The following is a 13,705-nucleotide window of genomic DNA, read 5'->3' on the forward strand; positions in this document are numbered from 1 at the left end:
TGTTGGCGTTCAAGCGCACATCCACACCCGTCAGGCCGAGCTTGCCCAGGTCATAGCCGATCGAGGCGTCGAACAGGGTGTAGGAAGGCACCTTCATGCTGTTTTCCGCATCGACCCAGCTGTACCCCACATATCGCACCCCACCGCCCAGCCGCAGGCCATCCAGTGCCCCCTGGCGGAAGTTATAGTCGGCCCACAGCGAGAGCATCTGTTTCGGCGCCTGAGTCGGCGAATTACCCTTGTTGTCCAAGTTGCCCGACACAAGGCTCGGCATTGACTTCGAATACTCGATATCGGTGAAGGTATAGCCACCCAGCAGTTTGAGGCTGTCGGTCAGTTGCACATGGGCCTCCAGCTCCAGCCCTTGCGAGCGGACTTCACCGACAGGGCGGTAGAAGTCTTCGTCAGGCTGTTTAGACGCCAAATTCTCCTGCTCGATGCGGAACACCGATGCGGTGAACAGGTTGTCGCTCCCTGGTGGCTGATATTTGATGCCGGCTTCCCACTGAGTGCCCTCCGTCGGCGCCAGCGGCCGGCCTTGCTGGTCGGACACGGTGTTCGGGTTGAACGACTCCGAGTAGCTGATGTAGGGCGCAATGCCGTTCTCGAACAGGTAGAGCACTCCAGCCCGGGAGGTGAACCTGGAGCGTTGATCACTGACCTTGCTGTCGCTGTCACGGTTCTCTTCGGACACCTTCACCCAGTCCTGGCGCAGTCCCAAGGAAAAGCGCCACTGGTCCAGCTCCACCAGATCCTGCAGGTACACGCCCGTTTGTTGCAAACGCCGCTGGTAGCGGTTCTCGCCCAGTACCTGAAGGTTGCCATTGCCGTACTGCGGATTGCCAGCATCCAGCGGGTCGACGGTGCCATAACGCCATGTCACGTCGGCTTTGCGCCGCTGGTAGTCAGCCCCCAAGAGCAGGGTGTGCTTGGCTGCCCCAGTAAAAAACTCTGCCTGCAGCATGTTATCAATGATGTATGAATGCAGACGCTCGTCGCCGCCGGTATAGGCGCGGTTTAGCATGTTGCTGTCAACATCTGCCCAGCCGGCGGCGTACACCTGGTCCATCGACACGTCGGAATCCTGATAACGGAAGTTCTGCCGCGCGGTGAAAACATCATTGAAGCGGTGCTCAAACTGGTAACTGAAGGATTGCTGCGTGCGCTCGTAGTTGTCGATGCTCGGCTCGCCTTCGAAGAAATGGTCTGACAGGCGAAAACCGTTGAGTTTGTGCAGCATGCCGTCTGCAGGGTTGCCGCCGTGGTACCCACCGTTAGGGTCGTGCTGCAAATAGGCCTGTAGCGTGAGTGAGGTGTCTTCGGTGAAGTCGACACTGATAGCAGGGGCGATGGCGTAACGTTCTTCCTTGTTGTGGTCGAACTGAGTGTCGGAAGCGTCCGCCAAACCCGTCAGGCGATACGCAATGCGTTTGTCGTCATCCACAGGACCACTGAAGTCGAAGCCCACGCCACGCTGGCCCTGAGTACCTACCGTGGCCTGAACCTGATGGTAAGGGGCAAAGAGTGGCTTCTTGGTGGTCAGGGCTACCAGGCCACCCGGCGAGCTTCGCCCGTACAGTACCGAAGATGGTCCCTTGAGAATGTCGATGCGCTCAAGGAAGTATGGGTCTACCTGCATGGTGCTGTAGGTGCCGTTGTCTCCCATTGACTTGAGCCCATCGACGTAGATGTTGTCCACCGAACCGTCGTTGAAGCCGCGCATGGCTACATAGTCATAGCGATGAGTGGCACCGTACGGGTTGGTCAGTACTCCAGGCGTGTAGCGCATGGCTTGGGCAACGGTCTGAGAGCCCTGATCATCCATTTGCTGGCGAGTAACCACCGAGACCGATTGGGATGTCTCCACCAAGGGCATGCTGGTCTTGGTCGCCACCTGGCTGTGCGTGGCGTTGTAACCCTCCATGCTGCCCAGTGCGTTGCCGAGGGAGAAACTACGGATGTCGGTGTCTGGCAATGCCAGGGCGGCGTTCTGACGCTGTGCCTGCAGCACATAGTTACGTCCTCCCTGGCTGACGGCTTCCAGTCCGCTGCCATTCAGCAACTGGCGCAGCGCCTGATCGGCTGTGTACTGCCCCTGCAGTCCGTTGGAATGCAGGCCATCGGTCAGCTGAGGCGTGCTCGATAGGGTGATCCCGGCCTGGCGAGCGATTGTGTTGAGCACGTCGGTCAGTTGGCCTGCTGGTATTGCATAGTGTTGGCTCACTTCGGCTGTGTCGGCCGCAACGGAAAGTTGCGGAACAGTTGCCAGGCCCAGGGCGGTACCAAACAGAACAGCCCGGATGGCATGGCGCAAGTGAGCTGATTGCAGGACTGGACGAAAATCATTCGGGCTGAAAGTGTGGGTTAACACTGGGTTGGTAGACATGAAGGGTCCGTTAAAGTGTCGAGGGCAGAAAGTGTTGCTTACTGTCCTAGCCGGACCTGGATTCAAAACCCGCCAGAAATCGATAACGCCTTATCAGGTGATGCTCTCTACATGCACCCACCAGCGTGTACGCCGACGAAGTCGTACGGGCAACGTCTGCGGTAGCAGCCGAAGCAGTTGCTCCGGGTCTTCGAGGCGGAACACCCCCGACAGGCGCAGGTCGGCAATCTCATTGCTGCAGCCCAGGTAACCATGGCGATAGCGGCTGACCTGCGCGAGGAAGTTGGAGAGGCGCATGTCCTGAGTGACGATCAACCCTTCAGTCCAGGCCATCGCATCCATGTCCATGTGCGCGAGCCGGTGCGCACCTTGAGCATCCAGGCGCCAGTTCTGGCCACCTTCGATCCACTGAAGTTGGCCAGTACCAGGCCGGTGTATCGCCACTTTGCCGTGGCTGACGCTGACACGTGTGCAGTCGCTATCCTGATAGGCCACAAAGCGTCCTTCGAAGCCTTCCAGCAGCGCGTCGCGGGTTTCTACCAGCAGGGGATGCCGGGGGTTGCAGTTGATCATCAATTCCCCAAGCTTCAGGCGGACCAGACGCTGTTGATCATGGAAGGCCAGGTCCACGGCACTGCAGGTATTGAGTTGCATCAGCGAGCCATCGGGCAGGGTGAAGACGCGTCGCTCGCCCGTGCCGGTGGCATAGTCTGACGTCCAGGCACTCACAGTATCGAGGTCTTTGGCCAGCCAGCTCGCAGATCCTGCCATGACAACGCCGCCAAGCAGCTTCAGCGCCTGTCGGCGGCGCAGGCGCTGCTGGCTGGTTTCCAGTGTCTGCAATGCCAGCCCGGCACCGGGAATAGCGCGCAGGTCAAGGTCCTGATGAAGGTGAACCACACGCTGCCAGGCCTGTTCGTTTTCGTGGTGGCTGCTGCGCCAATGCGCGCACTGTTGTTGCAGAGCTGGATCGTGCCCGCTTTCACGCAGCCGCAGCATCCACTGAATGGCCTGCCTGACCGTTTTTGTATCAGGGCGTGCGACGGTCATGGATTCAGCAGTCGTCTTCATAGCGCAGCACGTAGCAGTGATAGAGCGCGTCGGCGATGTAGCGCTCAACGGTGCGCACGGAGATCCCCATCTGTTCGGCGATGGCCTGATGCTTCAGCCCCTCGCATTGAGCCAGCAGGAATGCGCGACGGACCTTGGGTTTGAGGCCGTCGAGCATGCGTGCAATACGCTCAAGCAATTCCAGCAGCAGCTCGCGGGTCTCGACTGAGGGGGCCAGTGCTTCCGGCACATGGGCCAAAGCCTCCAGGTAGGCCCTGTGCAGTTCCTCGCGGCGCCAATGATCGATCACCAGCCCACGCGCTACCGTGCGCAGGAAGGCTCTGGGAGCATTCAGCTGCAATTGTTCACGACGCTGTAGCAAGCGGACGAAGGTATCTTGGGCGAGGTCAGCCGCATCGGCTGCGTTGCCGAGCTTGCTGCGCAGCCAGGTATGCAACCAGCCGTGGTGGTCACTGTAGAGCGTTTGCACGGAATCGTTGCTGGGCATGGAGGAGGGCGCCGGCATCAATGGACGTTAATGATAATTAGTCTCATTGTTGGCGGAGCAAGATTAATTTGCAACCCATCAGTTAACGCGTAAAGCCGGTAATGGGCTAACGCCCCAATTGCGTATCCAGGTAATTGCGGATCACCCGCGCCCCGCCATTGAGGTGCCGTTCCAGCACCGCTACCGCTTCGTCCACCAGCTTGTCGCTGGCTGCATCTACCAGTGCGTTGTGATCGTCCTGAGTGAGCTTGCCCAGGCCCATGGACGAAAGATGGAAGCGCAGGAAGCGTTCTTCCTCGTTCAGTTCGTTCTCGATAAGGCGCAGTAGTTTCTTGTTCGGCGCCTTGCTGTACAGCGCCATGTGGAGCAGGCGGTTGAGGCGGCCAATTTCGGTGTGGCTGGTCTCGTTCTCCAGTTGCTGGATATACCCGCGGGCGCTGGCGATGTCGCTGGCATCAAGCAGCGGGATAGACTGGCGCAGCGCCTCGCTCTCGAGCAATACGCGAAGGGCATAGGTGTCCACTGCATCCTCGCCGATCAGCGGTGCAACGACGGCGCCCTTGTGCATCTCCACTTTCAACAGGGATTGCGCTTCGAGCTGGCGCAGGGCTTCGCGCACGGGCATGCGACTGACGCCGTACAGGGTGGCGAGCTCTTGTTGGCGAACGGCAGTACCAGGGGGCAAGCGACCATCGAGAATGGCGCTGCGCAGGCGTTCTTCGATCACGGCACGGGCCTGATGCGGCGGCAACTGCTCGCTGGCCAGCACATTGCTCAATTTGATTTTCTTGGCCACGCGACGCCTGCCTCAACGATGACTGTATTGGATCCAATGACACTAGTAACAGCTTGTGAGGGTGTCAAACCTGCACCCACACTGGTACGGGCGCCCCAAAAGCGCGGCTATGGTGGAGGAAGTCGCACGTCAAAGGAAGCTGCCTATAGAAAGATGTAAGCAGAAAGTATAGGCGGGCTGACAGCCGGGTGCGTGATTGCAGGGTGCCATTGTCTTTTGCGGTGGCAAGCCCCACCATCGCTGCTTTCGACTGGTCTGAACAGGGCTTCGCAGTGGCGATATCCTGGTTGCTCAAAACCGTAGTGCGCTATGTCGGCTTTGCCGTGCTGCTGGGCAGTCTTCTGCTGGGCGGCTTGCACGCGGATTGGGATTTCTCCCAGATCAGCCGCAAGTCGCAGGCTCTGTACGGCCCACTAGGTGCCGGGCAGGGTCGCATCGATGCCTGGCAGAGCCTGATGGCCACGCAGAAGCAGGGTACCGAGCTTGAAAGGTTGCAAGTGGTCAACCGCTTCTTCAACCAGCAATTGCGGTATGTCGAGGATATCGATCTGTGGCATGAGGTCGACTACTGGGCCACACCTGTGCAGGCACTGATCAAAGGTGCAGGGGACTGCGAGGATTACGCCATCGCCAAATATTTCAGTCTACGGCGCATGGGAATCCCCAGCGAAAAACTGCGCATCACCTACGTCAAGGCGCTGCGGCAGAACCGGGCACACATGGTCCTGACCTATTATTCAAGCCCACAGGCCCAGCCTTTGGTGCTGGACAGTCTGATGGATGCCATAAAGCCGGCAAGCCAGCGTACCGACCTGCTGCCGGTGTACGCCTTCAATGGCGAGGGGTTGTGGCTGACGGGCGCGGCAGGGAACAAGAAGGTTGGTGATACCAAGCGGCTGTCACGCTGGCAGGATTTGTTGAAGAAAATGCAGGCCGAAGGGTTCCCGGCCGAGCCGGTTTACTGAAGGAGCACAGATGTCACTGTTCAAACAATTGCTGTTGGCCATTTGCCTGTTCCTGGTGGTCGCCTTCAGTGGCAGTTTCATGGTCAGCCTGGAAAGCTCGCGCAGCCAGTACGTCAACCAGCTGCGCTCGCACGCCCAGGATGCGGCCACCGCACTGGCGCTTTCGCTGACGCCGAATATCGACGACCCAGCGATGGTCGAGCTGATGGTCAGCTCGATTTTCGACAGTGGTTACTATGCAAGCATCAAGGTCGTCGACCTGGGTTCCAACGCCGTGCTGGTGGAGCGTCACGCCGAGCCAGACCCTGGTGGTGTGCCGCTTTGGTTCGTGCGCCTGATCGGCCTCGAGGCCGCCGGCGGCGATGCAATCGTCAGTCGTGGCTGGCAGCAGGCCGCGCGCGTTGAAGTGATCAGCCACCCGATGTTCGCCATTGCCAAGCTTTGGCAAAGCGCCTTGGGTAGCCTGGGTTGGTTGCTGTTGTGCGGTGCGGCCAGTGCCGTGCTCGGTGCTTTGCTGTTGCGCCGCCAGTTGAGGCCGCTGGACTACATGGTCGAGCAATCTCACGCTATTGCCCGCCGCGAATTCCTCAGCCTGCCAGAGTTGCCACGCACGCCGGAGCTACGCCGCGTAGTGCAAGCGATGAACCAGATGGTCGAGAAACTCAAAGCCCTGTTCACCGAGCAGGCCGAGCGCAGTGAGCGGCTGCGTGCGGAGTCCTACCAGGACAGCCTGACCGGGCTGTCGAACCGCCGCTATTTTGAAATGCAGCTGAACAATCGGGTAAGCAACCTGGAAGACGCGCGCGCCGGTTACCTGCTGTTGCTGCGGGTTCAGGGCCTGGCTGGCCTGAACGCCCGCCTTGGCGGCCAGCGTACCGACCAGTTGTTGCAAGCGGTAGGTGAACAGCTGCGTCGTACTTGTGCCAGCTACCCGGAAACCAACGACCTCATTTCCCGCAGCCGCGGCGGCGAGTTTGCAGTGCTGGCACCGGGCATGGTGCATGAGGAGGCAGTACACCTTGCCCAGGCTCTGGAGGCAACGTTGCAGAGCCTGCACGAAACGGGGGCCAGTGATATCGACCCGGTGGCTTGTATAGGCCTGGCGCCATTCAGCCCTGGTGATTCACCCCAGGCATTGCTGAAGCTGGCCGACGAGGCTCTGGCCCGCGCTGAGAACCAGCCAACGCCGGGCTGGGTATGCCTTGAGCAAGGTGTTGCTGCGGTTGCTGCGGATAGTCAGCATGCCTGGCACGAACGGCTCGACCAAGCGTTCATCAATGGGCATTTCCAGTTGTTCTTCCAGCCAGTGATAGAGTGCGCTTCCTCGCAACGGGTACTGCACCACAAAGTTATTTCGCGTTTGCGCGATGGCCAGGGCGAGGCCTTGCCGGCGGGCCGCTTCCTGCCTTGGCTGGAGCGCTTCGGCTGGATGCCGCGGCTGGATGTGCTGGTGCTGGAGAAAGTGTTGGCGCACCTGCGAGGGCATGACCAAGTGCTGGCGTTGAACCTGTCCGCCGCCACCCTGGCCGACCCCAAGGCCCTTCAGCGCGTTTTCGAGCTGCTGGGCCAGAATGCGGCGCTCGGTCCGCGGCTGGTTTTTGAAATTGGCGAGGAGCAGTTGCCTGAGCAGGCAGCGTTGGAGCAACTCACCCGGCGCCTGCATGGGCTTGGCTTCGGGTTGGCTTTGCAACGCTTCGGTGGGCGCTTCAGCATGATTGGCAACCTGGCGCATTTGGGCCTGGCGTACCTGAAGATTGACGGCAGTTACATCCGCAACATCGATCATGAGCAGCACAAGCGGCTGTTCATCGAAGCGATCCAGCGTGCGGCGCATAGCATCGACCTGCCGCTGATTGCCGAGCGAGTCGAGACGGAAGGGGAGCGGTTGGTGTTGCTGGAGATGGGAGTAGGCGGGATTCAGGGGCAACTGGTGGGTGAGCCTGCGCCTTGGCGCTGAATGGCCTCTCGCGTGCCGCTGTAGGCGTGGGCTAGAGCCGCAAAAGGGGCCGCGTAGCGGCCCCCAGGTTCACGTAGCGATTTGCAGGGCTGCTTGTACAGCCCTGTCGCGACATGAGGCCGCTCCTAAAGCAATGGCGAAACCCGCAGGTTGGCTATCACCGCTCGCGCAGCGCTTCCGAACGCGCCTTCATGATCGGCTTGAGCAGGTAGCTCATGATGGTTTTCTTGCCTGTCATGATGTCCACCGTCGCCACCATCCCCGGAATGATCAGCAGTGGCTTCTCGTCAGTCCCCAGGTGGCTGCGATCAGTGCGCAGCTTGATCAGGTAATACGTAGTCTTCTTGTCTTCATCGGTAATGGTGTCGGCGCCAATCTGCTCCAGCTTGGCCTTGAGCCCACCGTAGATGGTGTAGTCATACGCGGTGAACTTGACCGTCGCTTCCTGGCCAGGGTGCAGGAAGGCGATGTCTTTGGGCAAAATTTTCGCCTCAATGACCAGCGTGTCGTCCAGCGGCACGACTTCGATGATATCACTGCCTGGCTGGATTACCCCGCCAATGGTGTTCACCAGCAGTTGCTTGACGATACCGCGTACGGGCGAGGTGACCAGTGTGCGGTGCACCCGGTCGTCCAGCGCCTTGCTGGTGGCGGTAGCCTTGTTCAGTTCGGTGCGTGCCTCGTTCAGCTGGGTCAGCGCTTCGCTTCGGAACTTGCCACGCGTCTCTTCGATCTTGCTTTGCACCTCGCGTATGGCCGCCTCTGCGCGCGGGATCGCCAGCGCAGTGGAGTCCAGCTGACCGCGGTTTTCCACTTCAGCACGGCGCAGGCGCAGCACTTCAACCTGGGAAATCGCGCCGGTTGCCACCAGCGGTTCGGACATGCTGATTTCCTTGCGCAGCAGCTCAAGGCTGTTGGCGTACTGGGTGCGTTTGGAGCTGTATTCGCGCAGCTCCTGCTGGCGTTGGACCAACTGCTGTTGCAGGCCGCCAATTTCGTCCTGCAGTTGCTGGCGCCGGCTCTGGTACAGCGACTCCTCACTGGCCGCCTGGTTTGGCGCGGCTTTACGCAGCTTTTCGTCGATAATCAGCGGGCGGTCCTCTACCTCGGCACTCAAACGTTCGACTCGCAGGGCCATGGCCAGGCGGTCAGCCTCGGTTTCACCAACGTTGGAGGCGAAGCGGGTTTCATCCAGGCGCAGCAATGGCTGGCCCACTTCGACGATCTGCCCCTCCTTGGCGAAGATTTCGGCGACGATGCCGCCCTCCAGGTTCTGGATCTTCTGCACCTTGGAAGACGGAATGGCCTTGCCTTCACCCCGCGTAACTTCGTCGATGGGCGCGACGCTGGCCCATACAATCAAGAACACGAAGAACAGGATCACGCCCCAGATGGTCAGCCGCACCACGCGCGGTGCATCTTCGATCAGGGCCTTGTTCACCTCGGGCAGCGGCTGGCCGCCAAGCGAGTCGCTGCCTTTGAAATAGCGCCGCAGGCCGTCCTTGAACTGCCCCATATCCAGCTTATGCAACACTGATCTGCCCCTTCTTCAGTGCATCCATGACCGCGGCTTTCGGGCCGTCGGCGACAATCTGCCCGCGATCGATCACGATCAGCCGGTCTACCAGCGACAGCAATGAGGCACGGTGCGTGACCAGCAGTACCGTCTTGCCCTCCACCACCGCTTGCAGGCGCTGCTTGAGGCGTTCTTCACCGGTGTTGTCCATGGCGCTGGTCGGCTCGTCCAGCAGCAGGATCTGCGGGTTGAGCAGCAGCGCACGGCCCAAGGCGACGTTCTGCCGCTGGCCGCCGGACAGGTTTTGCCCGCGTTCACCCACTTGCAGCTCGTAGCCGTCGGGGTGCAGCCGGGCGAATTCATGTACGCCCGCCAGTTCAGCGGCCTGCAGGATCAATTCGTCCTCGATGTAGCGGGCGCCGCTGACCAGGTTGTCACGCAAGGTGCCGGCCAGCAGCTGGATATCCTGGGGGACGTAGCCGATGTTGTGGCGCAGTTCGCTGACATCGATCTGGCGAATGTCGACGCCATCAACCAGCAGCGAGCCACCATCGGCCTCGTACAGGCCGACGATGAGCTTGGCCAGCGAGCTCTTGCCGGAGCCGCTGCGGCCGATGATGCCGACCTTCTCGCCAGGGCGGATGGTCAGGTTGATATTCTTCAGGGCCAGGTTCTGCTGGTTCGGATAAGTGAAGTCGACCCCGCGGAACTCGACGCTGCCCTGCAGCACCTTGCGGCTCAGCGGGCGTTCTTCGAAGTTGCGCTCTTGCGGTAGATCCATCATGTGGTCGGTGGAGACCATGGTCACCTTGGCTTGCTGGTAGCGGGCGAGCAGGCCGTTGAGTTGGCCCAACGGGCCGAGGGCGCGGCCGCTGAGCATGTAGCAAGCCACCAGGCCGCCCATGCTCAGGTTGCCGTCGATGATCAGGTACACGCCGACGCAGATCATTGCCACGCCTGCCAGTTGCTGGATCAGCAGGGTGATGTTCATCGCCAGGCTCGACAGCACTTTCACGCGCAGTTCCAGCCGGCTCAGGGTGCCGAGGGTTTGCTCCCACATATACTGGCGTTCGCTTTCGGCGTTGTTGACCTTTACCGCATCCAGACCCGCCAGGGTTTCGATCAGGCTGGACTGGCGCTCTGATGCCAAAGCCATGGTCCGCTCCATGGTCGCCATCAGTGGCCGCTGCAGGGCGTAGCCGATGCCCAGAGCCAGCGGGAAGGCGATGATCGGTATCCACACCAGGTGCCCGCCAATGATGGCGATGACGATCAAAATCAGGATGGTAAAGGGCAGGTCGATCAGGCTGGTCAGGGTCAGCGAGGCGAGGAAGTCGCGCAGGCCCTGGAACTCGTGAATGTTCTGGGCAAAGCTGCCTACCCGCGCCGGCCGGTACTTCATCGACATGCCGACGATACGTTCAAACAGCGTTGCCGAGATGATCAGGTCGGTCTTCTTGCCGGCCAGGTCCAGGCACAGGCCGCGAAGGCCTTTGAGGATCAGGTCGAAGATATACGCGCCGGCGATACCGATGGCCAGTACCCAGAGCGTCGAGGTGGCCTGGTTTGGCACCACTCGGTCATACACGTTCATCACGAACAGCGGCGCGGCCAAGGCGATCAGGTTGATCACCAGGCTGGCGGCGATGGCGTCGATATACAACCACTTGCTGCGCAGCAGGGTGTCGCGGAACCACGACTTCGCTCGTGGGATGAGGTTGCCGTGGTTGACATCGAACTTGTGCTGCGGCTGCGCGAAGAACACGCGGCCGCTGTAGTCGCTTAGCAGGGCTTCGCGGCTGACATGCACCTCGCCACCGTCGCTCTCGCTGAGTAGCAGGCGCGCGGTGTCATCGTTCTCCCAGCCGAGCAGGACGGCGCTGCGGCCCTCCTTGAGCAGCAGCATGGCCGGCATGGCGATACTCGGGATCTGCTCCAGCTTTCGCTGAAGCAGGCGCCCCTGCAGGCCAGCCCGGGCCGCGGCGCGCGGCAGCAGTTCAGGGCTCAGGCGCTGGGCGGGTAGCGGTAGGCCTGTTGTCAGCATGACCCGGCTGGCGGGCTTCTGGTGCAGGACACACAGGCTCAGCAGACTATCCAGCAGGGGATCGTCATGCTGACTGCGTGGATCGTGGCTGAGTTGGACTCGACTGACTTCGGATTCCACGCGGCGCTCTCTTCATCCTTGTGGTGGGTGGGGTGGGTGTGCCGTCGTTAAGGTCAGGCCGGCTCACCCTGGCATTCTTTGGTGCTGCAAAGCTGTGCTGATAAGGGTTATCACGCCCTGGTGCTGGAGCAGCTGGCCAATGTTCGCCTTGAATCGGTGTTGAGTAAACAATTCTACGTGCTTCATTTTCACCAGACTTAGCGGGGCAATGATTGTTTCATTTTTGATCCAGCCATCATCCGGCTTGTTGCAGCATAGCCTGCCACTCAGCCAAGGCATGCAAGGGCTTTGGGTTCCAGCTTAGTCACTGTCAGTAAACAGGCGCTGGTTTGTTGGCGCATATCTGTGGCTTGTTAGTCAAAATTCATCTATAGAGTGCGGATTCTTGCCTTCTTGCATTCAATATCCGCAAGCGATTTTCAATGATCGGGATACCATTATTCACGCACTCGTCGGTCATCTCTTTGATTTGCGACACATAGCTGCTTGTGACTCGCGCAGCGTTGATAGCCGCAAGCGCCCCCGGCTCTGGCTGGCTATCGACCTCTGCCTGGCCGCATTCCGGCAAGGTTTGTGCTTATTTGGCAATCAGTGTCCGGGCGATTGACAGTGACCTGGATATTGACGCCAGTAACGCTGACATTGTCGAGTAAGTCGGTCGCGCCGCGTGATTTACGGCTGCTGAGGTGTATGAAAAAGTGCTAGGACTGATGGCTTAACACCTTTTTGATGATGTAAGACATTTGTCCTCAGGAAACGCTTGGCTAAGGTACAAATATCAATGTGACATTACATTGCCGATTGTTTAGGATGGCATGTATAAGGTCAATAGTTTGGCAGTCAGGCAATTCCAAAAAGTTATAGACGGAATATTGACGTCAAAAACGTCAAGAGATCATCGACATAGTTCCGCCTGAAGTGGCTAGCAAGCGCCGCTCTGGCAGGGAAGTACCCCATCGGGTCACACGGAGAGTCCAATGAGCAGCGTTGTAGCCATCGTCAAAAGCATTGTCGGCCAGGTTATTGCGGTATCCCCAGAGGGCATCCGGCGTGTACTTATCGAAGGTGACCGCCTGTTGGCCGGTGAGGAAGTGCTCACCGGTCCGGGTGGCGCAGTTACTTTGGAGCTGGCTGATGGCCGACTGCTCGATCTTGGACGTGACAGCCAATGGAGCGCCGATGCGCCTGACAGTAGCACCGACCTGAGCCAGGCGGCAGCCCAGGCCGCGCCTTCGGTGGAAGAGTTGCAGCAGGCAATTGCTGCTGGTGTTGACCCGACTACTGAGCTTGAAGCTACCGCCGCTGGCCCGTCATCAGCGGGTGGTGGTGCGCTGGGCGGTGGCCACAGCTTCGTGATGCTCGAAGAGACGGCTGGCCGAGTTGACACGACGGTTGGCTTCCCGACTGACGGGCTGGGCTTTGCGGGCGTACCCGATAACCAAGAAGTGGGCCTGCTGGACACTAACGGCAACAACCTGGTGACCACACCGACGGATACCACCGTCGCTACTGAGCTGACGCTTGGCGCAACCCCTTCTATCAGTGAAGCGGGTGGCGTAATCGTTTATACCGCCACCGTTGGTCAGGCGCCGACCACCAACCTGGTAATTACTCTGTCCAATGGTGCCGTGATCGTCATTCCGGCTGGGCAGACCAGTGGTAGCGTCAACGTCGCAGTTCCGGCAAACGACACACCTTACATCGACGGTGGCCAGATTTCGGCCACCGTGACAGGTAGTACCGGTGGTGGCGGGCTGACGGTGACATTGCCGCAAACGCCAGCGGTTACCCAAGTGACCGATACAATCGACACTACAACCGCGACCCTGACCGCCTCGCCAAGCGTGACCGAAGGTGGCGTGATCACCTACACCGTGACCCTGAGCAACCCTGCCCAGACGCCGGTGACCGTGACCCTGTCCAACGGCCAGGTCATCACTGTTGAAGCCGGCAAAACCCAGGGCAGCGTCGATTTCCAGACCCCGGCCAATGACGTCTACAACAACGGTTCGACCGTCAGCGTCACCATCGAGAACGCCACCGGCGGTAATTTCGAGCAACTGACCCCGAATCCGACCCCGGCTCAGACCACGATCAACGACTCGGTCGACACCACCACCGCGACCCTGACGGCGAGCCCGTCGGTCACCGAAGGCGGCGTGATCACCTACACCGTGACCCTGAGCAATCCTGCCCAGACGCCGGTAACCGTGACCCTGTCCAACGGCCAAACGATTACCGTTGAAGCGGGTAAAACCCAGGGCAGCGTCGACTTCCAGACCCCGGCCAATGACGTCTACAACAACGGCTCGACCGTCAGCGTCACCATCGAGAGCGCCACTGGCGGCAACTTCGAACAGCTG

The 13,705-nt window shown here is 60.1% G+C and carries 9 protein-coding genes; 3 read left to right on the forward strand and 6 right to left on the reverse strand.

From position 1 onward, the window contains the following. The 4 genes from ACF8FB_RS26395 to ACF8FB_RS26410 all read right to left on the reverse strand — a co-directional run. Nucleotides 1–2,314: TonB-dependent siderophore receptor (locus ACF8FB_RS26395; protein ID WP_392512520.1), on the reverse strand; the 2,314-nt coding region annotated here is incomplete at its 3' end. Nucleotides 2,315–2,479: 165 nt separating this feature from the next. Continuing rightward, nucleotides 2,480–3,436, reverse strand: a complete 957-nt coding sequence (locus ACF8FB_RS26400) for a FecR family protein (RefSeq protein ID WP_350298394.1) — start codon at nt 3,434–3,436, stop codon at nt 2,480–2,482. A gap of 4 nt (nt 3,437–3,440) precedes the next feature. Then, entirely contained in the window at nt 3,441–3,944 is a 504-nt protein-coding gene (locus ACF8FB_RS26405; protein WP_003256011.1) for a sigma-70 family RNA polymerase sigma factor, read from the reverse strand. Between the two features lie 106 nt (nt 3,945–4,050). Next, nucleotides 4,051–4,740, reverse strand: coding sequence for a GntR family transcriptional regulator (locus ACF8FB_RS26410; protein ID WP_010951552.1), 690 nt, complete (start codon nt 4,738–4,740; stop codon nt 4,051–4,053). Between the two features lie 203 nt (nt 4,741–4,943). Here ACF8FB_RS26410 and lapG point away from each other — a divergent pair, with 203 nt between their 5' ends. Both lapG and lapD read left to right on the forward strand, forming a co-directional pair. Next, entirely contained in the window at nt 4,944–5,705 is a 762-nt protein-coding gene (gene lapG, locus ACF8FB_RS26415) for a cysteine protease LapG (protein ID WP_172835033.1), read from the forward strand. A gap of 10 nt (nt 5,706–5,715) precedes the next feature. Then, nucleotides 5,716–7,662: a cyclic di-GMP receptor LapD gene (lapD, locus tag ACF8FB_RS26420; RefSeq protein ID WP_392509137.1), complete on the forward strand. Its 1,947-nt coding sequence runs from the start codon at nt 5,716–5,718 to the stop codon at nt 7,660–7,662. 157 nt (nt 7,663–7,819) lie between these two features. Here the strand turns inward: lapD and ACF8FB_RS26425 are convergent, their stop codons facing one another. Together ACF8FB_RS26425 and ACF8FB_RS26430 are read right to left on the reverse strand one after the other, a co-directional pair. Next, nucleotides 7,820–9,178, reverse strand: coding sequence for an HlyD family type I secretion periplasmic adaptor subunit (locus tag ACF8FB_RS26425; RefSeq protein ID WP_172830945.1), 1,359 nt, complete (start codon nt 9,176–9,178; stop codon nt 7,820–7,822). Between the two features lie 7 nt (nt 9,179–9,185). Beyond that, entirely contained in the window at nt 9,186–11,342 is a 2,157-nt protein-coding gene (locus ACF8FB_RS26430; protein ID WP_003256004.1) for a type I secretion system permease/ATPase, read from the reverse strand. Nucleotides 11,343–12,319: 977 nt separating this feature from the next. Between ACF8FB_RS26430 and ACF8FB_RS26435 the strand changes: the two genes are divergently transcribed. After that, a partial coding sequence (locus ACF8FB_RS26435; protein ID WP_392512518.1) for a retention module-containing protein occupies nt 12,320–13,705 on the forward strand: 1,386 nt, incomplete at its 3' end.

It is taken from the genome of Pseudomonas sp. yb_2 (assembly GCF_043103905.1).
GTDB lineage: Bacteria > Pseudomonadota > Gammaproteobacteria > Pseudomonadales > Pseudomonadaceae > Aquipseudomonas > Aquipseudomonas alloputida.